The organism is Aquimarina sp. RZ0, from assembly GCF_008370685.1.
GTDB lineage: Bacteria > Bacteroidota > Bacteroidia > Flavobacteriales > Flavobacteriaceae > Aquimarina.
Genome location: NZ_VTZU01000010.1, coordinates 79,875 through 105,463 on the forward strand (window position 1 = coordinate 79,875; position 25,589 = coordinate 105,463).

At 33.2% G+C, this 25,589-nt stretch carries 11 protein-coding genes and 1 tRNA gene; 5 read left to right on the forward strand and 7 right to left on the reverse strand.

The features are described 5' to 3' along the window. Nucleotides 1-24 precede the first annotated feature (24 nt). Genes F0000_RS06165 through F0000_RS06175 form a run of 3 tightly spaced genes read right to left on the reverse strand, consistent with a single transcriptional unit; the run spans nt 25 to nt 12,037 of the window. Entirely contained in the window at nt 25-333 is a 309-nt protein-coding gene (locus F0000_RS06165) for an acyl carrier protein (RefSeq protein WP_149623839.1), read from the reverse strand. Then, nucleotides 324-4,643, reverse strand: a complete 4,320-nt coding sequence (locus tag F0000_RS06170; protein WP_149623840.1) for a type I polyketide synthase — start codon at nt 4,641-4,643, stop codon at nt 324-326. Before F0000_RS06170 ends, F0000_RS06165 begins: the two co-directional genes overlap by 10 nt. Before the next feature lie 32 nt (nt 4,644-4,675). After that, a complete protein-coding gene (locus tag F0000_RS06175; protein WP_149623841.1) occupies nt 4,676-12,037 on the reverse strand; it encodes a type I polyketide synthase in 7,362 nt (2,453 codons plus the stop codon). A gap of 1,320 nt (nt 12,038-13,357) precedes the next feature. On the opposite strand from F0000_RS06175, the gene F0000_RS06180 reads away from it, so the two are divergent. Beyond that, nucleotides 13,358-13,429, forward strand: a tRNA-Ile gene (locus F0000_RS06180). 556 nt (nt 13,430-13,985) lie between these two features. Here the strand turns inward: F0000_RS06180 and F0000_RS06185 are convergent. The 3 genes from F0000_RS06185 to F0000_RS06195 form a co-directional block, all read right to left on the reverse strand. Next, nucleotides 13,986-14,852, reverse strand: a complete 867-nt coding sequence (locus F0000_RS06185; protein ID WP_149623842.1) for a bile acid:sodium symporter family protein — start codon at nt 14,850-14,852, stop codon at nt 13,986-13,988. Nucleotides 14,853-15,252: 400 nt separating this feature from the next. Further along, a complete protein-coding gene (locus tag F0000_RS06190) occupies nt 15,253-16,398 on the reverse strand; it encodes a DUF1624 domain-containing protein (RefSeq protein ID WP_149623843.1) in 1,146 nt (381 codons plus the stop codon). 80 nt (nt 16,399-16,478) lie between these two features. Continuing rightward, on the reverse strand, nt 16,479-18,146 hold the full coding sequence (locus tag F0000_RS06195) for a TonB-dependent receptor plug domain-containing protein (protein WP_149623844.1): 1,668 nt from the start codon (nt 18,144-18,146) through the stop codon (nt 16,479-16,481). A gap of 435 nt (nt 18,147-18,581) precedes the next feature. Between F0000_RS06195 and F0000_RS06200 the strand changes: the two genes are divergently transcribed. The 4 genes from F0000_RS06200 (at nt 18,582) to F0000_RS06215 (ending at nt 23,725) form a co-directional block, all read left to right on the forward strand. Then, nucleotides 18,582-19,160, forward strand: coding sequence for a DUF3575 domain-containing protein (locus tag F0000_RS06200; RefSeq protein WP_149623845.1), 579 nt, complete (start codon nt 18,582-18,584; stop codon nt 19,158-19,160). A 436-nt stretch (nt 19,161-19,596) separates the two neighbouring features. Further along, a complete protein-coding gene (locus F0000_RS06205; RefSeq protein WP_149623846.1) occupies nt 19,597-20,109 on the forward strand; it encodes an RNA polymerase sigma factor in 513 nt (170 codons plus the stop codon). A 62-nt stretch (nt 20,110-20,171) separates the two neighbouring features. Then, nucleotides 20,172-21,083, forward strand: a complete 912-nt coding sequence (locus tag F0000_RS06210) for a FecR family protein (protein WP_255452641.1) — start codon at nt 20,172-20,174, stop codon at nt 21,081-21,083. Continuing rightward, nucleotides 21,080-23,725: a TonB-dependent receptor plug domain-containing protein gene (locus F0000_RS06215; protein ID WP_149623848.1), complete on the forward strand. Its 2,646-nt coding sequence runs from the start codon at nt 21,080-21,082 to the stop codon at nt 23,723-23,725. The genes F0000_RS06210 and F0000_RS06215 overlap by 4 nt, the downstream gene beginning before the upstream one ends. Nucleotides 23,726-24,263: 538 nt before the next feature. Here the strand turns inward: F0000_RS06215 and F0000_RS06220 are convergent. Further along, the gene (locus F0000_RS06220) at nt 24,264-24,683 is read right to left on the reverse strand and encodes a lipocalin family protein (protein WP_149623849.1); all 420 of its coding nucleotides are present in this window, start codon (nt 24,681-24,683) and stop codon (nt 24,264-24,266) included. Nucleotides 24,684-25,589: the final 906 nt, after the last annotated feature.

A 25,589-nucleotide genomic window follows, 5' to 3' on the forward strand; every position in this document is an offset into this window, starting at 1 on the left:
TTTTATATTTTGATTAAAAAAGAATTAGTTATGCATCGTAATCTCATGCTCTATAAAATCTATTACTTCCTGTAGTTTCAAATCAATAATCTTTTCGAGTCCCATATCTGACAACCAGGTTGTAAGATCTGCTTTTTCTCCATATTGAGATTTTACCAGATCGGCAAATTGTACAATTTCTATACTTTCCATTTCTAATCCATCGGTAAAAGTATCTTCTGTACTGATTTCATTTTCTGTAATAAAATCTTCCCCTATGACCTCTACAATCATTTTTTTTAGTTCGGTTTCTATACTAGCTTTAGTTTCTGTGTGTTGGTTAATTATATCCATCCTATTATAAAGTTTTTGTGTTTTTTAGTTTTAATTTGTGTTTTATTAATGTAAAGATCTGTGCCATTAATCTCTGTTATGCAGTATTTTTTTGGATTCCCCTGTAGTCCTAACCCTAAGCTTTTGCCATAAGCTTCTTTGGCAGTCCAAAAACGAGTAACCCACTCCCACCTATCTTCGCCTTCTGGAATCAATTTTAATTCTTCTAATGAAAATGATACTTCCAGAAAACTAGCCCCTCTGTCTTTAATTTCTTCTATATCAATACCGGTCTTCCCTTGAAAAGAAGCTATCGCTACTGCAATTTTTTCTTTGTGAGCAATTGATATTTCCATTTCAGGAAGTTTCACACCTTCACCTATTACATAGGGTTTACCATCCGAAGTAGATTTTACTCCAATTTCTGCGGGGTACAGATTTTGAAAAGTGTTTTTTTTGAGCCCCACACGAACTGCATCCTTTGCTACTACTCTTCCCATCAACCATTGTTTTCTTTTAGAAAGCGGTAAAGATTCCATGCCTTCTTTTTCAGGCATATTTAAATATTTTTTCTTTATATAATCCCAGGCAGAACTTCTTCGATAGACATCTTCAAATAGAAAAACATTTGGTATAATTTCTTCTGAAAGCTTGTTCTCCAGTACAGACAAAGAGGTATTCCATAATTTCTTATTGAAACCAAGGCGTCTATTTCTCCATCCATCGATAATTGCCCATGGAGTTCCGTTCAGTTGTAAGATCATTCTACAACTCAAAAAATCTTCTGTTTCTTCTATAACCTGACATGTGCATTCCAGAGGTTCGCTTTGTGATGTATACGCTTCAAAAAACTGAATTTTCTCTATTTTTACAGGAAAAGCTACATGATCGTGTGGTATCACAAGATGACACCATAAACCAAATAACTGACCCGCATTATCTAATAAAGAGCCTTTACCTCCACCATTAGAAATTACAGCTTTCATTCCTTTATTACCCATGGCAATAAATTTTGTGATCCCTTGATATTTTGGACCATGGAACATATATTTTTTTTCATACACCTCCTTTTCCGAGATAGGAATATGCTTCCTTACACCGATATCATCAATAGTTGTAAATGCAGGTTTATCAAACTCTTTACCTACCGTAATACTTGCAACTGCATAATCTCCCAAGCGAATATTTACTTGTTCGCTATTTTTCCAGGAACCTGTCAATATTAGATGTATAGGAGATGTAACATCTGTCCACTTAAATGCTTGAATATTTTCTATTCTTATAATCTTATAATCTGGTAAGTTCTGCTGTACTGCATCTGCCATAAGTTCTATAAGCATTGTCATCGGTACTACCGGAAACCTATCGCCTATATAAGGCCATCCTGATTTCTGCATATACATCGAATGATCTATTAAGTCCGGATAGCGTTCTAAAGAAAGCTCTACAGCCTGTTCAAAATCTGCTGGAATGGATTCTTTATACAATAACTCGTTTTGAAAAGTATGAGTATTGATATTAATAGATTGCTCATTCACAGTATCAAAGCTATTTGTTAGCGCCATAGCAATCTCCTTTTGTGCACTTTGTATAGCTTCAAAATTTTGATGAAAACTTTGTAATATAGGGTGTAAATTTTTATTGTTTTCTTGACTAGAAATTTTATTTTCTGTAACGAGTATTTCTTGTTTTGGAATGGCTATAGCTTCAAATTCTGTTACCAGTGGTAATCCAAGTTGAAGCTTTATGTTATGGTTCTTCTTTTCTCTTCTTTTAAGATGTAAAAAAGAAATATCTACGTCTTTCCCTTCTATAAACATTGCTGCTACCACACGCTGTAATTGGTTAATTCCTGAACGTTTTACAGAATTTGCTGAAAGACCTGAGTATGTCATTCCCTTTAGTGTATCGTCTGTAAAACCAATTAATCCTCCCGCTCCTATTTGTACAAATGCTTTTACATTTTCTTGCTGATGAAGTGTTTGGATCAACTCTTTAAAACGAACTGGTTTTACCAAATGTTCCATAGATAAGACTCTTATATCTTCTATATCTTCTGGATATGGAGCTACCGTCGTTGCAGACCACAACGGTATGCTAGATTTGTTTTGGAGCACATTTAATTTATCCTCTAATTGATAACTAAAATCTTCAAAAAAAGGAGAGTGAAACCCTGACTGGAAAGGCAATACTTGATTAAAAACCTGTTGATCCTGTAGTAATCTCTTACATTCATTTATTGACTCTTCTGTTCCACATATAATAGATTGATGTAAACAGTTATCGTGAGTCAGGTATACATTCCCTATTTTTTTTAGTATTGGAGTTACTACATCTACTCCTGCACCAACTGCCAGGAAATATACATCAGGGACTTTGATTGTGTTTATATCAAATTCTGATAGCATTTTTAGTACAGCTTCTCTATTTGCTATTCCTGCAGAGTAGAATCCTATCCATTCGCCTAAACTATGCCCTGCAATACAATCAGGAATAATGCCCAATTTTTTTAAGGCAATATCTGTAACTATACTATTTTTAAAGACACTGACACCCGACTCTACTAGTTCTGAACTTTCTGCGTGATGAATTTTTTCGATCTCAAAATATTCATAAATATCATCTACGCTATTGTTAGCCAACGCATCCAGACCCGGAAAAAGAAAGCACAACTTTCCTCCATCCAGAAGTAATGGGGATGAGGTATACCAAATATCATTACGATTGCGCCACGCTTTTCCTTTTTTAACAATCTTGATCGCTTTTTCTATCCTTTCTAATGTGGGATTAAAAAGTGCCAGTCGATGTATGCCTTTGCCTAGAGTATAATCTCCTTGCTCTAATGCAGTAATCAATGCTTCCGATGAATCACGTGTTAATAATAATAGCTCATCTTTTTCATAGGTAGCTGGAGTTATATATTTCTTTTTAGTATTGTTTTTTGAAGTATGATACCCTTCTAATACTACATGTGCATTAATCCCTCCAAATCCAAATGCATTAACTCCTGCTCGTCTGGGGAGTTCTTCCTGATCCCAATCTCTGGTTTCAGAAATTATGCTAAAACCGCTATCTTTTATAGTTTCTAAGGGAGTTTGACAATGCAATGTTGGAGGCAGTTCTCCATGATACAATGCCATGGCTGTTTTTATTAAGCCTGCTATTCCTGCGGCAGGCATTGTATGACCAATCATCGATTTTACGGTACCAAGTCCAGCATTAATTTTTCCGGATCTGTTCCCAAATACATTTTTTAATGTTTCTATTTCGGTTGCATCCCCAAGTTGTGTTCCAGTACCATGAGCCTCAATATAGCCTACTTCTTCTGGAGCAATTCCTGCCTGATCCCAAGCTTGTTTGATTGCTCTGGTTTGTCCTGATACTGCGGGACTCATGATACTAGTTGCAGAACCATCACTTGCGATCCCGGTACCTTTGATAACAGCATAAATTCTATCTTCATCTTCAATTGCATCCTCCAGTCTTTTTAGTACTACCATTCCACAGCCTTCTCCAATTAGTAGGCCATCCGCTTTTTGGTCAAAAGGTCTTATTTGTTGCTGCTTGGACAAAGCTCCAAGCTGTGTAAACACACTATAAAAGGTTACATTTTGACATAAATGTACACCGCCAGCAATAACCATATTACAACGCCCTGTTGTAAGTTCCTGAACAGCATGGTCTATCGCTATGAGTGAACTCGCACAAGCTGCATCTATGGTGTATGCGGTACCACCGAGGTTTAATCTGTTTGCCACTAGTGAAGCTGCTAGATTGGGAATAAGCCCCATAGCTGTATCTGGTCCAAAACGACCTGTTTGCTTTTGAAACCCCTTCCTGATTTTTTCCATTTCTGAAGGCGCTATATCCGGAGCAATAGAATTCAATAAATTAACCAGATGTTCTCCTGTACGGAGCTGTTCAACAAGTCTGGTGATCCCAGTTCCCAGATAATTCCCTTTCCCTAAGATTATTCCGGTCTTATCCGTTGGTGTGTTTTTATCAAATACACTGGCATCTTCCAGAGCTGCTTTCGCCATTTTTAAGGTAATCAGATGATCTGGTTCTGTCCCTTGAACAGTAATAGGTACAATCCCAAACTCGATGGGATCAAACTCTGCCAAATTATCTACAAATCCGCCACGTTTGCAGTAAAAACGGTCTATAGCGGTCGAAGACGGATCATAATACCTGCTTTCCCATCTATTTTCAGGAACATCAGAAATAGCATCTACTCTATTTCTGATATTGTTCCAATAAGTATGTATATCTTTTGCACCGGGGAACATACAAGACATCCCAACGATAGCAATATCATTTTTTTGATTCATTATATAAAAACAATAAGGTTTAGTAAGAAAAATTATTCTGCCATAATAAGTACTTGACTGTCTCTGCCATACTTAATCTCATTTATAAAGGTTTCCATACCTTCTTTTAATGGGATCAATGCGATACCTCTTCTTTCATATTCTTTTTCTAGAGTTGAGGATACCATACCTGCACCTTTCCATGGTCCCCAGTTTATAGAAATAACCTTAGCTTTTAGTTTTTCTTTGAGCTCCCATGCATATTCGTCTAATACACTGTTTGCTGCTGCATAATCCGTTTGTCCTTTGTTACCATATACAGAAGCTACACTAGAAAATAATACAACAAATTGTACATCTTCTCTAAGTTTTTCAGCTAGTATCCGTACCGGAGTAACTTTTGTGCTAAACACACGTTCAAAAGATTCTTCGGTTTTATCCTGAAACAGTTTATCTTCGAGTAAACCAGCTCCGTGTATTACTCCGTCAATCCTATTGTATGATGTATACAGGTCGTTGATAAGAGTACCCAAATTATTTTCATCTCTCAAATCCATTGCATGATAATCCACTCTCGCTCCATTTCCTTCTATAGATCGTATGGTATTAAGCACTTGATTTCGTTTAAAAATCTTATTAGTTTCTTTTTCAATATCAGCAGGTGTTTTGAATACTTTTAAAGCAATCAGTTCTTTTTTAATTTCTTCTTTAGATTTTAGATTTGTAAACTGATCTATCGGTACCTTTCGCGGATCTGAAGATCTACCTATTAGGATAAAATTACAGGGATATTCATTAGAGAAGCGGATCATCATCTCAGCGGTAATCCCTTGTGCTCCTCCTAACACTAAAATTACTGCATTAGTATCGAGGGCTATTTCTGGAGACGTTCCATTAGTCAGTGCTGTAGGGATGAGTTCAAATATTTTTCGTTCATCTTCTTTATAGAAAACTTCTATCTGATTGTCATTAAGTAATAATTCTTCCTGAACAATTGCAGCTGTAGACTCTGGTATCAGGCTATTTTCCATATTAATGATACGGCAGTTTGCCTGTGACCATTCCTGATTTAAACTTTTAAGAAAACCAGAATATCCTTGAAAATTACGTAATATCTTAACATCTTTGGAAACTCTAAGGTGACTTTTTAGATCAGAAATCGCGTAAATCCAACGTACATTTTTAGCGTCTAGCTTTTTTACCAAAGAGACAAAATCCGTAATCTTAGGACGCACTGGCGCAGCAAAAATATCTAATAATATAAGACCATCATACTTGTCTAATTCTTGATCATTCGTAGCGATAATAGTTACATTGGCTCCACTTTTTTCTAATGTAGCTTTTATTGTTCTGGCTAATATTCCTCCATCATCAGTAATTGCAAAATTTTTCTGATTCAACTCATTATTATGCAATCCATTCTCTTTCTGAGTTTTTAACTGAAAACTCCACCGCATCAATTTTTCTTTATCATCTTTCTTAGTAGGAATACCATTAGCAATGGTTCTGGTAGAAGTAAGTATATTTTCTTCTTGCTTTGTGCCAGCACCTATGACATCTGTGATCCAGGAAACTAATCCTTGAAGAGTTTTTATACCCGCCAATTCTTCTACGATAGCTTCTTCGTTTTGGCTAGAAGTGTTAAAACCTCCTAACTGGATTCTTATCTCTCCAATTATCTCCATTCTTTTAATAGAGTCTATACTCAAATCAGCTTCCAGATCCATTTCTAATCCTAACATCTCCTCTGGATACCCGGTTTTATCACTAATAATTTTTATCAATAATTCCTGAATACTGTTTTGAGTCCAAACAGTAGGTGATACCTCTGCTTCTTGCCTACTACCATTTGTAACGGGAACCGACACTTCCTGGTTTTCGGGAACTTTGATTCTTTCTTCTAACCAGTTGATAAGGCTTTTTAATGTTTTTAATCCTGTTAATTCTTCCACTAATTCTTCTTCTCCTTTATTGGTTTCTCCAAATCCTCCTAACTCGATTTTCAAAGCACCAATAATTTCCATTCTCTTAATAGAATCTATACTGAGATCTGCCTCCATATCCATATCTACCCCTAGCATATCAACCGGGTATCCGGTTTTATCACTTACAATATCAATTAGTATTTTTTGTATGTCGACAGGTACATTTTTAATAGAGGTTTCAGAAACATTACTTGTAGTTACTTCTGGCAAAGGTTGCTTGCTATGTTCCTGAACCCAATCAATAAGTCCTCTCAGTGTTTTTATGCTAGCTAATTGTTCTATTAACTGTTCTTCTGTTTTCCCTTGTGATTGTAGTGTTCCTAACTTCTCTTTAAGTGCTCCTGTAATTTCCATTCTTTTAATAGAATCTATACTAAGATCCGCCTCCATATCCATATCCATCCCTAACATATCCACAGGATATCCAGTTTTATCACTTACAATATCCAGTAAAATATCTTGTAGAGCTTCGCGAGAATGTAGTGTTGGTAATTTAATGCTTCCGTTTTGCTGAACAGGAAGAATGGCTTCTGCACTTGGTTTTGAAACTGTCTTCTGAATATTATTTATTACAGGATAATCATCCAGTCTTGTTTGAGGTATATTTATTTGCTGACCTAGATACCCCAAAACTACATCACGCTGTGCATTAACCATACTTTTTACATTATCCAGATATTCCTTTACTAACTGTTTTGACCCTTCTTCTGCAATCATTGCTGGTTGTAACGGAGCTATCGAATGCCCTGTTAATTGTAATGGAGTTATAACTGGTTTGCCAGCATGTGTCGGTATTTTACTATACACGGGAGTAGCACAATGACCATTTACAGTCCATAATGTTTTGCTTTTGGCATATTTCTCTGGATGTTGGATGTCTATTGTTAATGCATCACGGTCAATAAAAAGCTGGTCTATATTTACCTGTCTTCCGGTAGCAACATATTTTGCTATAGCTTTCAGCATATAATCAATCCCCTGTACTGTTTTATCTTCTGTACTAATTAATACTTCTTCCTTTCCTATAGTTGCTCTTATCAAGGAAGAAAGTGTTTTTCCAGGACCTACTTCTATAAATATTCTTGCCCCATTGGCATACATATTGGTAATTTGTTCTGAGAATTTCACCGGCATCACCAGATGTTCTGTTAATCTTTCTTTGATCTCTTCGGGAGTATTAGGATATATAGAAGCTGTGGTATTGGACCATACAGGAACTGTAGTTTGTTCAAATGTAAAATCTTTTAATATTTTTTGATAGTTTTCTTTTGCTCCAGCAACCAAAGGACTGTGAAAAGCGCAAGCTACCGGGATTATTTTGCTTGATATTTTTTCAGCCTTTAATACGGATTCAAAAGTGATTATAGCTTCCATTTTTCCTGCTAAAACTATTTGTTTTGGCGAGTTTATATTTACAGTATATATGTCCTTATGAATTGCTAAAAATGGTGCTAAATCTTCTAAGGCAGCACTAACAGCAAGCATAGTGCCAGCGTCATTTCCTACTGCATCTAATATGGCGTTGGCTCTTTTTCTACTAAGAGTTACTAAATCATTTTCTGTAAACACTCCAGAGAAACACAGTGCGGGTAGTTCTCCGTAACTATGCCCTGCAATCATATCTGGTACAATCCCCAGGGATTTCATAAACTTTGCAATAGCAAGATCTACAATTCCTAAAATAGGCTGCGCATTCGTGGTATCTTTGATTGCTTCTTGTTGCTTTTTCCTAGAATCCTGATCAAAAACTTCTGGAGGAAAAAGAATATCTTCAAGTTCGGAATATTTTTTTAATTGTTCCCTCATTGCTGGAAATGCTACAAAGAGGTCTCGTGCCATATTTACACGTTGACTGCCCTGCCCTGGAAACATAAAAGCCACTTTACCAGTTTTATAATCCGTTTGATATACGTTTTCTGGAATTCTTCCGGCTAGTACTTCTGTTATTGTATTCAATAACTCCTTACCATCACCAGTTACAATAGACAGTTGAACAGGTTTCTTATTGATATTTACTAAACTAAAAGCTATATTTTTAAGAGACAAGTCACAATTTTCCTGCAATAAACGTTGGGTTTTTTGAAGAACAGAAAGTGCCTCCTGGTATGTTTCTCCTTTAAAAACAAATAATTCTGAAGACCACTCTTTTAAAGCTGTTTGTTTTAGCGTATGACCCTCATTTGCTTCTATCACCGTATGAAAATTGGTACCTCCAAACCCAAAAGCACTAACACCTGCTATACGTTTTTCTGCATTCCAAAGACCTGCTTTTGTATTAAAAGCAAAAGGACTGGAATTCTGTTTATAGAAAGGGTTCGGGTTTTCTAACTGAAGGGTTGGGGGTTTCACACCATGGTACAATGACAACGCTACTTTAATCAGCCCTGCCAATCCTGCTGCACACTTGGTATGTCCAATTTGTGTTTTTACTGACCCCAGATGTGTTTGATTGGCTATAGCCCCCGCTTGAGACATCAAATCTGTTAATGCACTAATTTCTGTTTTATCACCTACAACAGTACCGGTTCCATGTGCTTCTACCAATCCCACATCAGCTGGAGAAATACCTGCCTGCTCGTAAGCACGTTCTAATGCTTTGAGTTGCCCAGAACGCCTGGGAGCGGTAAGCCCCAAGCTTTTCCCATCGCTAGAACCTCCAACGCCTTTAATTACGGCATAGATTTTATCTCCATCATTCTTAGCATCTTCTAAACGTTTTAAAACTACTACTGCAATACCTTCTCCCAGTGCAATACCATCTGCATCTTTGTCAAAGGTCTTACATCTTCCTTTTCGAGAAAGTGCGTGGGTACTAGAAAACATGAGGTAATCATTAATACCATTATGTAAGTCAACTCCACCTGCCAATACCATATCTGATTTTTCGAGGATCAATTCCTGACAAGCCAAATCTACCGCAGCTAATGAAGAAGCGCAAGCAGCATCTACTGTATAATTTCTTCCTCCCAAGTCTAAACGATTTGTGATTCTCCCAGAAATGACATTGGCCAGAACACCTGGAAATGAATCTTCTGTCATTTTAGGCAACACTTCATCCAGTTCTTTGGGGATTTCTCCAAACAATTGAGGAAAAAGACATCTAAAACCATAACTCGTAGCAAGATCATTTCCTCCTTCGGCACCAAAAATGACAGATACATTTTCATTATCATCCGAAGGATCGGCATATCCGGCATCTTCTAATGCTCTTTTAGCTACTAATAAACTCAGTAATTGTGTAGGTTCAATTGCCGCCAGAGATTGTGGTGGAATTCCGAACTCCATAGGATCAAAATCAATACTTGGGATAAACCCACCCCATTTTGATGGTGTTTTTTCTCCATTGGTAGCATTTGGATCATAGTATAACTCTTTATTCCAGCGTTCTTCTGGCACTTCTGTTACAGCATCTTTACCTAGAAGAATGTTTTTCCAATATTCGTCTATATTTTTGGCTCCCGGATAGATACAAGACATTCCTACAATGGCGATATCTAATGGTTTTTTATTTGTTTTTGGGTATTCGGGAAGTTCTGCATTCTCGAGTAGTATATTATTTCCTACTGCTACTTGCTCGTGCAGCTCTTCCATTGTAATTACCTGATCACGCAAAGAAGCTACTTCACCTATCATATACATTCCGGTAGATAGCTGTTCTGCAGTATCTATTTTTTCTAATGCGCTTCCTTTTCTTTCAATTCCTTTAGATGCAATTCGTAACCGCCCTACATTAAGATGTTCTAACTTAGACCATATCTCCTTCTTATCCAGTCCTTCATTAATATATTTTTCTTTTTCTTCTCTAAAAAAATCTGCAAATGGTGTTTCCAAACATCGTGTTTCGTGTCCTGGTGCGGTTTCTAATAAAACAGTATCACTATATTTTACTGCTTGTTTTTGAAATTGTTCTAGTATAGCTCCTGTTTTTACAGCTTCTTCTGTAAATAGGTAAGAAGTCCCCATGAGTACGCCAATTTTAGCTCCTTTGACAGCGAGTGGAGCAGCCATTACGGATATCATTGCTGCAGAAACATCATCGTGAATACCTCCTGCAAATAGGATATTAAATTTATCAACATCGTCTTCTTCTAGTAGTCTTGATATCTGACGCTCCCACAATACAAGGCTTGATAAAGGTCCGACGTGACCTCCACATTCTCTGCCTTCAAAAACAAAACCAGTGGCTCCCTCTTTTATAAACATATCCAACAAACTCGTGGATGGTACGTGTAAAAAAGTTTTGATCCCTATCTCTTCTAAAGGTTTTGCTTGCGACGGTCTCCCCCCTGCAATTAATACAACAGGCGGCTTTGCTTCCTTTATATATCCCATCTGTTCTTCTCTAAGTTCAGTTGGAGCAAAACCTAAAACACCTACTCCCCAGGTTTTGCCATCGGCAAGTGCTTTTGTTTTCTCGATCATATCAATTGCCTTTTTTCCTTTGACCAGAGAAAGTGCTATAAAAGGCAAACCACCAGAACTAGCTACAGAATTTGCAAATTCTGGAACATCACTTACTCTGGTCATAGGTCCCTGAGCAATAGGGTATTTTATATTGAATTCTTTTGCAAAAGCATTATTAGGCCGTATCGGTACAACAGCTTTGGCCTGACGAATCTGCCCGTGAATAGCTTCATCTAATGCAAAAAACATTTTTTTTAAATTCTTATATTTTGAAACAAAGTCTCGAGAAATACTAATATCTTGCCCTAAAGGAAGTAAGCCTTTATCAATTTCTAACTTTCCTAGTAATGGCTTTATATCTGAAAATCCAGCTGTTTCAGGAATTTCTGGCGAATTGGGCCTTCTCAAAATACGATAACCATCTATAACTTGTGTTTCTGTTCCATCGATTTTATACAGGACCTCTTTGGTCATTTGTGGCAATCTACTTTCTGGGAATAAGGCTAACTGACTATCCAGAACTACTCCTTCTGCTCCAGCCATTATCAATGCTGGTGCTGTATGAATCCCGACTCCTCCTTGTACCCATATCGGTAGGTTTGTTTGCTTTTTTACTTTTTGAAACAACACAAAACTTGATTCTTTACTCACTATTCCTGCACCCTCATTACCTTTTATAATAATACCTGTGGCTCCATATTTTTCTGCCGCTATAACATCTGAAGCTTTTTTTATTTGAAGAAAAACCTTTTTATTTTTAAATAAGGTGATTTTTGAAGGATCAGAGCAGATAACCAGGTCTACCTGATCCGTGAGTTTTATTCCCTCCATCACTTCTTCCCCGAAGCATACTCCAAAAGTTTTTTTAGTTTTATTATAAATTGTTTCTATTGCCGAATTAGCAACCTTGAGGTCATTCCCTAAATGAAGAACAGCATATGCCGTATTTAATTTTAAAATTGAAAATAGAAGATCCTTGTCCGGGTACTCGCATGGAGTAACCGCGATGAGTTTACATGGTATCATATTATAGTTTTAAGAGAGTTAGTTGTTTAGTATTTTTGCTACATTATTATACTATTATTATTATTTTAAATTATTTAAAATACACGGTAATAATGATTAATGAAACCAAGGAAATATGCTATAAATCGCTTATTTTCCTTAACATTTTCTTATTCAAATTACGTAAATCAGGATAGCAAAAAAGTTAACAGTATGTTAATTAGATGTAATGAAATCTATTTATATGAACTTAAAAAATCTAAGATCTCTTTTTTGATATTATTGTATTATTTTAACAATTTTATAACAATAAAGTATTAGGGGAAAAATCAACTAAATAAATTTTTTATTACTACTCGTCAAAAATATCTTCTATTTCTAAATTTGTAATTGTTCAAACGAAGATAAAACGTCTAACAATTACTTGAAACCAATTATTAACGCATCCAAAACCAGGGAATTTTTTTAAAAAAATACCTGTGCCCGCTATTAATTTACATTAAATTAACTTTGCTTACTCTGTTTTCATTCAGGATGGATTACGTTTTTATTCGAAAAACTATCATAATGTATTTCTTGACTATTTTAAAACTAACAGGTTATGGGATACTAGGGAATTTTGATAGTGTTATGTGAATTAATGATATCATTACACACCACCACTTACTCTTGTATTAGATCACAAGAATATCATTTTTTAACACTTTATTAAGTAACAAAACGTTCATAATAAACATTAATATATACAGTACTTTAAAAAATAATGTCTATGTCATTTTTTTACAAACAAATATAAAATCAAAACCATTTTTATTGTGGTAGTTTTTTTTAACCAATATTCAGAAAATGTAAATACAACATATGAAATATTACAAACTTCAAAGCATTAAGAGCTTGTTTAAAAACCATGCTGCCTGCTGGTCATCACTTTGACAACCTTGACTTTACTTCAAATAAGCAACGTATCTCGATATGTTGTCGATTTGAAGTATCGTCAGAACGCCAAACTACAGACAATCAGTTTACATTGTTTTTAAACATGCTCTAAACCTGCTCTTGTTTGCTAAATATATGGTCATAAAGATTTTTTATTTTTAAATGTAACTTATAACTACAAGAACTATATAAGTTACCTTATTTTCGGGAGTCTAGTTCTCCTGACCAGCATATAAAAACGTATCGATATAGATAAATTTTTACCTAGATTATACATTCCAAAATATAGGTTCTAAATATAAAATACACTAAAAACCAACAAGAAATTTTATAGGACTTACAACTTGATCTACTTAAGATTCTGACTCTTGAGGTAAAGGTTAAATTCCTATCAGATTGTCAACATGAGATATAACTCAGTGGCAGAGTACCGCGCTTATATCGCGGGAGTCTTGGGTTCGATTCCCAATATCTCAACAATTTAAAAAATAAAGAATGAAGAATGGCATAAACAATCTCAAAGCAAAGGTTTTGACCGCCAGAAAAGCTAAGTATAGAGGAGTCATACGATTTGTGATTAAAAAATTCGTATAAATTCATTGAATTATTTTTTCTTTATGCAAGGCAAAAAAATCAAGCATAGCTATAGCTACGGTTTATTTTTTAAACGAAGTAGAAAGGAAAAAGAAACGATGAATATGCGAAATTTTTAGTTATAAATCGTATCATTACTCTCAATACATATCACAATCAATGTCAGTACTAAGACTTTAATCATATGTTATACAGCTTATCCGGTAAGAACATCGTGATTTTATAGCTTCATAAAAGAATAAAACGCACTAAAGAATCATATGAATTTACCATCCCGGTTTTAAAAACACTCACATGAAAAGTAGTCATTTTTTGCTTAGACAAAATAGAAGAATTAAGGAATATCCTTAGCTACGGCTTCTTTTTATTGAACTCATCTTGAAGTATCAACAAAAGAGAGCAAATTTGAATAGACAATTTTAGGCTAGATTATTAGAAGCTAGTTTGCTTTTAGGGTTTTACTTTTCATCCCTAAATAAACAGCTATACCTCCTGTGAAAAACATTAACAAACTATATACCGCAGGAGCCACGGCAAAAGAAGTGTTTTTTAATAAAACCACGGCGATACTTACGGCTAACGTTCCATTTTGAATTCCTGACTCTATACCAATAGAAATTGCACCTTTGTGATGAACACGAAATAATTTTGCAGAATAATAACCAATTGCCATCGTAATGATATTTAACAATAATGCAATTATTCCTGCCTCTTTAAAATAAAAAACCAGATTATCCTTTTCTTTGATCGCTATACCGATAATCACTAATGCCAAAACAATTGCTGATGCAATTCTAACAGGTTTAACCATTTTTAGAGCAAAATCTCCATTGTACTTTCGTATCAACATACCTATAGAGACAGGAATAACAGTAATTACCAAAATTTGAGTAATTGTTTTTACAGGATCTAATTTGATCGTTTGCGCTTCTTCCAGAAAATATAACAGAGCAAAATTCACTATAAATGGTATGGTGATAATTGTAATTAAACTACTTAAAGCCGTTAAACTAACCGATAGTGCGATATCTCCATTTGCTAAATGAGATATTAAATTAGATGTTGCCCCACCTGGACAGGCTGCTAAAATCATAATTCCTATCGCAATTTCTGGCTGTACTGGAAATAGAGTTGCCAACACAAACCCTATTAGTGGTACAATGATAAGCTGATTTGTTAATCCTACTAGAATAGCTTTAGGGTAAATAAATATCCTCTTAAAGTCATTGATAACAAGTGACAACCCCATTCCTAACATTATGATTACTAAAGAACTGGCTAAAACGATTGTAGAAATAGTATCCATGCAGTTAGATTTATGATTTATTGTCTAATATATTGATTTTGTAATACATCCAAAGGTGAGTTCAGGACATTTCCCATTTAAAAAGAAAATATTTTTTTGTAATTTTGAGAAACACTTTTATTAGAAAGTATGAGTTCCATTCTACCGGAATAATAACCAAGAGTAAAAGCCACCACCCTACTACAAATCAAAATCTAAAATAATGGTATAACTTTTATACTATCTTACGCTAAATTTACCTTATAAAACAATAGCTGTTTTACCTTATCAGCAAATTCAAATCAGGATGGTATAACAAAATCCAGATACTCCCTCTGATTAGCCTTTTTTGTATAGAACGAATCCAAGGTAATACTTTTGTCATACAATGTATGTTTTAACCATAAATTTATTTGTTTTTTTAAAAATATTTAATGAGTTTTGATGAACTCTTTCGTTTATAATCAGAAAACATTTTAGTTGGAAAATACAGTATAGCTGATAAAATCATTGAAATTAACCATAGTTCATATACGTAGTTTACACCAAAAACATCTCCTTGATTCGGACCAAAAACCAACATTGAAATTTTATACAAAACTAAGAGAACATATAAATGTATTATATAAAAAAACATGGGTGCAGAACCGTATGTTTTTGCAATATGTAACCATTTATAATTAACTCGTTCAAAACAATAGAGTAATAGACAACCAATACCAAGTGTAAATAATAAATAATCTAATGAAGGCGGATATTTGGTATAGTTCAAAAATGACATAACAGATTTCAAGAAAGATTCCTGAACCTGCCAGGCTAGGGTCTCTCCATATATATTAAACCCTCGTAGAATCAGAAGAGTCGTAAGAGAAGATATGCATGCTATAATTAGTATTTTTTGTCTTTTTGCTGCTATCATACTCTTAGCATATAGAGGTCCAGAAAAATACCCTAATAAAATCACACCAATCCATGGCAAAACAGGGTAAGAAGCTTTAATACTTATGATACTATTGTTAATCAGGTACCCTCTATCATGCAAAATAGTCCAAAGAGAATAGCCTATTTCTGTAGGTTCAAATGAAATAAAAGATAAAGCATTGTGTCCAAAAACAATGAGTACTCCCATAATTCCAATCCATATTCTTGGTAACCTACTTACCCCTGCCAAACAAATCATACTTATCCCTATAGCCCAAATAACTTGTAAATACAAGGTATGATATGCACCAAACCAAGAGAAATTAATTAATGTAATTTCTAGCAAAACGAGAAATAATCCTCTTTTTAATAAAAAAGAAGTTGCAGAACGTGGAGGTTTATTTTGAGGGTTTGAATATAACCAAGCAGATAATCCTGTTAAGAAAACAAAAATCGGAGCACATAAATGAGCAGATAGTCTGGTAAAAAACAAACTACTGCTAATTTCATGAATTGTGAGTGGGTCTGTAATCACATTATGAGAGAAAAACCGTTCCCGAACGTGGTCTACTAACATGATTAACATTACTAAGCCTCGCAACATATCAATTGATGAAATACGAGATGTTTTTTTTTCTTGATCCATGTTTTATATAAATTGTTTAGGTACGCAATCTAATTTTCTGATATTAAAAAGTATATCCTACTAATATTTTTAATTTATCCTTACTCATTTGATCCTAGAACATAAATACCACGAGGAAAATATTTAGTCACTGGAAAATTAAAAGCCTTATTAAAATTATAATCCGTCAAGTCTGCCAATTCATATACTGGGGCATCCAGGTTAAAATGAGGTACATTAGGAACGGGTACGCCATCATTTTCAAAAAGAAAATCTCCAGAATTCGCATCAAAATCAGCCTGATCCTCAAAAACAAAACTTCCTATTCCTCCATTAATTAATCTATACCCATCTGCGCTCAATTGACTACCTCCTGCTTCTTCTTTCTGTTGAACATAATCATACCCAATTAAAATTTTATGTTTCAATTTACAGGTACTTATATCATTAAAAAGGAAATATGGGGTTATATTATACGAAGACAATTCTCTTTGTCGTAAATCAGGTCTCAAGGCTACCTTATTATTTATAAACTCATCAAAAGAATTGTTTCTGGCAAAACCATTAGCAGTTCTATATTCTTGTAAATCTTCCTCCCAATTAAAATGAAGATACGATGTATTAAAAGTTATATTATGTGTAATTTTTTGAGACAATGATGCATTTATATAATCATATTTATTCATATAAAAATCATTCACTTTATTTATCGCTAATGATGTTGGAGCAGACGATAAATCAAATACTGGATTAGGTCCAAAAGCACCATCTATAAGTAGTCCTCTATCTAATTCTCCTTCTTGTTTAGTCCATACTAATTCTACATTGACACGCATATTTTTATCAGGCAAAAAAGAAAAACAAGAAGCTATTACATATGATTTGTTCTCTTGTAAATTTCTAAAATCATCTGAGTTTTCATATCCTAAATTTAATCGATATAAAAATAATTTACTTTCGCTTAAAGACTCTGTAAAATCTAAGCTTACTCTTTTTGTGCTATAACTACCCGTTGTAAAACTAACCGATTTTCGTTCTTCTGATAAAGGCTTTTTAGTCACAGAATTCATCGTACCACCTGGATTGGCATCACCATATAAAGCTGAGTCAAATCCTTTTATTACCTCAACTCGCTCTATATTCACTAGCAAAGGTTGTGACCCAAAAAAACCAACAGTATGCAAACCATTAATCAATGACCTTGTTTCTGAACTCAATTCAAAACCTCTGAACGTAAATGCATCGTAAAAAGACACACTATTTACACCACTTAAATTTTTAGCTATATCACCCTGTATAAAAGATTCCTGATCACTTAACACCTCTTTGGTTACGATACTTAATGATTGCGGAATATCTATAATTTTTGTAGCGGTTTTAGTTGTGTCAAAAGAGCTCTGATCTCTATAAGAAATGAGCTCACGACCTGTAATTTCAACCAGCTGTAAATCAAAAGCTTTAGTAAACATAGTGATATTCAAATTTAGAATAGGTTCATTTTCACTAAGTATAATTTTCTTTCTTATGGATGAATAATTTAAATGCTGAAATACTAATACATACGCCCCAAAGGGCACTCTTTCAAAAAGAAATATCCCTTCCTGATCCGAAATACCTCCTTTTGAAGTTCCTTCAAGAGTACATGTTATATTTGGTAATATTTCACCGAATTTATTTTTTATTCCCCCTTTTATTGAGCCTGTTTGTTGAGCTGAAACTACTAGAACAGTCATTAAAAACAGAACAATAGTATAATTACTTTTTTTCATAATAGAGTTAGGTGCATTAAGAATAAAAAAAACAGGTAATAATGAGCGCGAAAATAAACTATTAGTAATAAGTCTAAATAAGTTTAACGTGAATTTTAGAATATTTTATTTTTTTTTAGATAGACTTCTTTCTAAGTATATCTCTGCCACCACTCCATATATTTCTAAGAAGGTAATTATTGTATTTATTACTAAAACTAGACTCTGTTACCTATAATAACAATCCAAGGCGAATGTTTCTGATATAGTAACATCTTGCATAATAAGCTTCGGTTTTTACACATTATAATACTTATTTACAATTGTTTATGAGTTAAATAAAAATAAATTTCATAAACAATTGATGATTTTGAAAAAAATCATTTTCCTGGTAGGGTATTTTGGTTTCTTTTTGTTTTAGGTCTGTAAATTTTATGATATGAAAAAGCAAAAAGTATGAAAAAAGTAATTTTAACAATTACCATTATGGTATTTGCAACCATCACATCTATTGCTCAAGAGGTTAATACACCTGGTAAGAATAGAAATAAAGGAGTGAAATATAAAAACAGTATTCGAACAACTCCCTTATCAATTTTAGGTGGCGAAATAGGTGTGAGTTATGAACGTGTATTAAAACCAAAAATTTCACTTAATTCTTTACTTGCTTTTAATTATAATGAGTATGATTTAAATTCTAAGGTATCAATGGATGAATATCGAGTATTTCTGGAAACTGAAATCAGATATTATCTGTCAAGACATAAAAATGCTCCAGATGGATGGTTTACAAGTGGGGGGGGTCTGGCAAACTACTCATATTTTATTTATACTGGACCACCGCTATTACAAGATAGAGATTTTAATATTCTACAGATTGGAGGAGTGATAAAAATGGGGTATCAATGGATTTTTAAGAGAGGGTTTACCATCGGTTCATCCGGAGGTGTGGACTATTTAACTTCTGTTTCTAATATTAAAGGCGCAGACGGTTTGGGGTATCGACTAGAATTCTCAATTGGATATTCCTGGTAAGAAAAATGCAAAATTTATGAAACAATAAAACTATTAAATTCTAAAAAAACAAACAATTGGTTATCAATATTCTGTATTAAAAAGTATACATCTTGGAGGGAATAATATTTTAGATACTTTTATAGTTCATAACTAATTACTGAAATAAGAAGTTAAATAGTTATATAAAAAAAATGTAATGATAAACCTATAGTAAACATCGTATTAGAATCAATATGAACTTTGTTGTACAAAAAACACAGAAAGGAAGTTTTTTAATAAACTCATAATAAATAGTCAAACAATGAATCTATTCTGTCAGAATTCGTGTGATTTTCATAAAATAAAATCATATGACTATACAAAAGCTGCATTCTATTTGATATTAATTAGTAATAATAGTAATTTGATGGCTTTACACAGAATAACCATTGTATAATTATATAAACCATTAAAAATGCCTGAGAATCTGGTAAATGTTTGCGAAGAAAAAGTGTATGAGCAATTATATCGTGAACATGCGGAAAAAATATGTTATTACCTCTATTATAAATATGGAGATATGGAAAAAGCACAGGATATTGTACAAGATAGTTTTGCCAAACTATGGATTGACTGTTCTAAAATTATTTTTGCAGCAGCAAAAAGCTTTTTGTACAAAATCGCAAATAATGCATCTATTAATAATTATGTGCATCAAAAAACAGTTTTGAAATATAAAGCAACTGAGCAAAAGACATATACCAATGAGTCTCCGGAATTTCAGATGGAAGAAAAAGAATTTATGGATCAACTAAATAGTGCCATCGGAAATTTAAAAGATGGGCAACGGGAAGTCTTTCTTTTAAATCGAATCGAAAAAAAGACCTATAAAGAGATTGCAGAGATGCTTGATATATCAGTAAAAGCTGTAGAAAAAAGAATGCATTTAGCATTAACAATATTGAGGAAAAAAATAGGAAATATTTGAACACTATTGTTATTAAAGGCTCTTTATATTGGATGTAACAAAATATACTTAACACAATGGATATGGATAAGGATAATTTTCTCGGTCGCTGGATAGCAGGTGACCTCTCTGAGGAAGAAAGGGAAGCTTTTGAGAATTCAAAAGATCATCTCGCTTATAAAGATATTATAAGAGGTGTAGACAAATTTCAACAACCGATTTTTGATGTAGAAAAAAATTTTAAAGAACAATTAAAATATAATCAAACCTACAAAGGATCTTCTACAACAAAAGTTATTAAATTAAAAACCTGGTTATACAGTGCTGCTGCAGTTATATTAGTATTAATAGGAATTAAAACAGTATACTTCACCTCTATTGATATACACACGTCAATGGCAGAAACAAAAGTTTGGACCTTACCGGATAATTCTTTAGTTACTCTTAATGCTGATTCATCAATAGAATATGATAAAGACTCATTTTTGAAAGATCGTGTTATCCAACTAAATGGGGAAGCATTCTTTGATGTAGCAAAAGGATCTAAATTTACGGTTAAAACTGATCAAGGAAATATTATAGTTTTAGGAACAGAATTCAATGTCTTCACTAGAGATCACTTTTTAGAGGTATACTGCTTTGAAGGAAAAGTACAAGTAAATAACAACAAGAACGCTAGTATCGTATTGACGCCCGGCAAAGGAGTTAAATCCAGCGACAAAGGAGCATTACTACCACTGGACATAAAAGGTAAAAAACCAACCTGGTTGAATGGCAAAAGTAGTTTTAAACAAGTAACTCTTTTACAGCTTATTGCCGAGTTGGAAAGACAATATGATATTAATATTAACACTAATAATATAGATGTAAAACGTATATTTACAGGGTTTTTCGTGCACAATGATTTAGAGAAAGCTCTAAAAACGTGTTTCGAGCCTATGAATATTAATTATGTGTTTAAAAACACTAAAAATATAGAACTAAAAAATAAGTGAAATACAATAGATTAATTTTTCTTCTACTCTTTTTTTTTGTACCGTTAGATTTTTATTCTCAGGAAGTAACAATTTCTAATGTAGAGAAAAAACAATCTTTATCTAAAATCTTTGATGCATTTAATGACCAATACCAATTTAGTTTCTCCTATGATGTCAATGCAATCAAAGATATTCTGTTAAAAATAGAAACAGAAAATGTATCTATTTCCTTTTTACAAAAAATTATAGAAAAACAAACATCCTATTTATTACAAAAAATAAGTGACAATGATTATATTTTAATCAACAACACGACTATGGTTGATATCTGTGGTGTTGTCATCGATGCTGCATCAAGCTATGAATTAATTAAAGCAGACATCCTTAAGAATACCTCTCTAATAGATATTACAGATAATGAAGGAATTTTCAAGTTACAATTGCATCCCTGGGATTCTATTTCTATATCATATTTAGGATATGAGGCTAGAACAATTAAGGTCTCTGAATTTTCGACTACACATTGCGATACTATCAAATTAAATCCTGATATTCAAAACCTAAGCCAGGTAGTTGTTAAAGAATATCTTACTAAGGGAATTCAGAAAAATCAGGATGGATCTGTCAATGTATCAAATAAAACGCTAAAAATTCTACCTGGACTTGTCGAGCCGGATGTATTACAAAGCTTACAATTATTGCCGGGTATTAGTAGTCCTACCGAAGATCCTGCAGGACTTTATATTCGCGGAGGTACACCATCTCAGAATCTTATTCTTTGGGATGGGATTAAGATGTATCAAAGTGGCCATTTTTTTAATCAAATCTCAACATTTAATCCATTTATCACAAAGAATGTAAAGGTCTACCGTGGAGGGACCAGTGTGCGATATGGAGATAGAATTTCTGGAGTTATTGTCATTGAATCTGATGATGATCTTACTGAAAAAATAAAGGCTGGTGGAGGTCTTAACCTTACTCATGGCGATCTTTTTGTAAAAATACCTCTCTCAAAAAAACTTGGGGTCCTGATCGCTGGTCGTCGCTCTACAACGGATATATATCAGAATATAACTTATGACAATTTGGTTCGAAAAGTATTCCAAAATACACGTGCCAATATCCCGGATATTGATGAAGAGCAAACTTCTGAGGGGCAATCCAGAGACGATGATTTCTCCTACTCTGATAGTTATTTCAAAATTCTCTGGAATCCCAATAATAAAAATACATTGAAATTAAGCTCCATATTTACAGAAAACAGACTCAATAATAACAACGTTGTGCAATCACAGGTAAATAATGATAGAAGTCTTGTTCAGGACATTCTAAAGCTTAGAAATATAGGTTTTAGTGTTAATTGGGATAAAAATTATACTGCAAATATTCGTCAAAATATAAATTTTTACTTCTCATCGTATGATCAACGGTATAATTATGTTGCAGATCGATTGAATACTGGTTTTAAAGCCGAAATTGCTATCGATAATATTGTAAAAGATATTGGAGGAGAATACTCTTTGCATCTGCCAATTGCCAAACAGCAATCATTAGATATTGGGTATCAATTCACTTATAACGAGACTATTTACAGTATTTTTAGCAGAGATAGTGGTTCGTTTAATAGTATTGAGTTTATGGATGAGATCAATGGCAATGGGGTAAATAATACGGTATATTCAGAATACAAATATAAAACCCCCAAAACATATGTTAATATAGGACTACGTGGATCACAAATCAGTAATGCCGATGCATTTTTTATAGAACCCAGAATGTTTTCCTCTATGGAAATATTAAAAAAATTAAGAATTACTGCTTCTGCAGAGCTGAAAAATCAACAACTCAATAATTACTTAAATTCTAATACTGCAGATCAAGACATCCCAAGTCTTCCAGTATCGGATAACGTTTGGATCCTTTCTAATAACTCCTCGTCTAATGCAAATATAGATCCCTTACCTTTTATACGTGTCTTAAAAAGCATGCAGTATACCTTGGGCGGATTGTATTCTTATAAGGGATGGAACTTTGACCTCGAAGGGTATTACAAAAAATTAAGAGATATTTCATCGCTTAGCGGTAATGATGTATTAGACATCGTATCTCCTGATGATATTGATATAATTTATGGACAAGAAGAAAGAATAGGTCTTGATTTTTTACTAAAAAAGAGAATACAAAACTACAGATTCTGGCTTGGGTATTCCCTAAGTAAAACTCTAACGTCTTTCCCATTAATTCAAGATTCATATTATAATGGTGATTTTGACCAAAGGCATGTGTTGAATTTTTCGCAGACGTTAAACGTTGATAATTTTGAGTTTGCCCTCGGGTGGAATTATGCTACTGGTAGACCATTTACCAAAATACTTGAAGATGAGGATGGTACAACAATTGCCCCTCAAGGCATTAACTCTAGTAGGTTTAAAGATTACCACAGATTAGACGCTTCTGTAGTTTACCGATTTGGTCTTAAAACAAAACAAAAATGGGATGGAATGATTGGAATATCTTTACGTAATCTATATAACAGAAAAAATATTATCAGTCAAAGCTTTAGAGATGTCGAAACTGAAAATTCTAATTTCATCACACAGAGTGTTCAGAATGAATCGCTACGTATTACACCAGATGTAGTCGTACGGTTTAAGTTTTAGCTAATTTAATTAATCATTTTTTAAGAACTTCAAACGAGGCCAACCAAATAAAAACCTTGTCTATCCTGAAGAAGGATGTCTTTTTTTCAGGAAAATTTACTCAAACAGAAGACTTTTAGTTTTAAAAGTATTTTCTCTTGAGTGAAATTTTCTAAGAACTTTATTGCAATTTAGGTCTTATACGATTTGTGATTAAAAAATTCGTATAAATTCATTGAATTATTTTTTCTTTATGCAAGGCAAAAAAATCAAGCATAGCTATAGCTACGGTTTATTTTTTAAACGAAGTAGAAAGGAAAAAGAAACGATGAATATGCGAAATTTTTAGTTATAAATCGTATTAAATATACGGTAAGGGAAAATTGTACTAGTCCTCAAATGGCACTAGTTATTCTCTGTATACACAATAGATTTTGTTGTTGTTGTTAAATTAAATACCTCGGGGTAAGCCGAGGTATGTAGTAAAAAAACGTTTCGGTTTCGAGGCAAGCCTCCTTTACATCTTGATTATCGAGTAAGCGATATTTTTGTAAAAAAATTAATTTCTTACATATACTTTTTTAACATCCCCTATTTCATCAGAGAACTCAAAAGTCATCGTATTTTCAGAAAACGTAATTTTTGCTTCAATAGCAGTTTCCACTTCAACTCCTTCTTTGAGTTTATATACATTATTCCCAATATTCTCCCATGTACCATCGATAGTTTCTTCTATTATAGTACAATCACCATTAATTGTGTCATAAGATGTTATTTTAAACTTTTGATCAGCCGTTACATCGAACATATCTTTTAAATCGCAACTGGTTAACATTTCTTCAACTCCATTCTCAAATAGCTGAGTTATATTCCAACTACCGATAAGTTTGTCCTGCGTATTAACTGATACCGAATCATCATCGGATGAACAAGAAGCTATTAATACTGACACGAAGAATAATAAAAAGATTTTTTTCATGATTTTTGTTTTTAGTTTTTAAAAATTTTCATTCCTAAAACATATGAATCCAAAAACACCCTACTTTAAAAAAAAATAATATTGAATTCATCCTAAATAGTAATTCCAGACCGAAAAGAATGGGTTTTATAGCATAATAATTTCTTTTCCAGTATAATAAAATCTACTGTCAAAAAAATAATCGAAATTAAAGTTCAACAGGTGAATTTTGCAGATAAAAATATTAATGTGGTATCAATGATAAAAGCAATCATTAACTAAATGAACTCATCTTCACTTTTTCTATTTCCCAAAGTATGGATGAAATACGTTCAATAATAGCGGATTTTTAATGGTAACGATGAGATATCTTTCTTTTTACTCAACTAATCAGAACATTATATTTGACAAACTCAAGAACTATGAGAAGGCTGTTTTGTATATAAAAACAAAAAAGAGCGTCTCCACGCTCTTTTTCTTCACACAAATCATCTTAATTTAGGGGCTTATTCTAAACTTAAAACTCACTTTTTATAATAGCTTTCATCTTGGGGAGGATGAAAGAACTATTTCATTATTACACTGTAAAGATACGAGTATTTTTTATTCCACCAAACAAAAAAGTGTATTTTATCCTAAAAATATGCTTTTTAACATTTAAAAATACCATTTAAAATTAAAATAGTAGTATTAATATTACTTTCTTATTAATTAAGGATACTACAAAATGATTCAAAAAGGAAATGGATTAGATTCATACATTATAAGTATAAAAAACAAAAAAGAGCGTCTCCACGCTCTTTTTCTTCACACAAATCATCTTAATTTAGGGGCTTATTCTAAACTTAAAACTCACTTTTTATAATAATTTTCACCTTGGGCAGGATAAAAGAACTATTTCATTATTACTCTGTAAAGATAGTATAA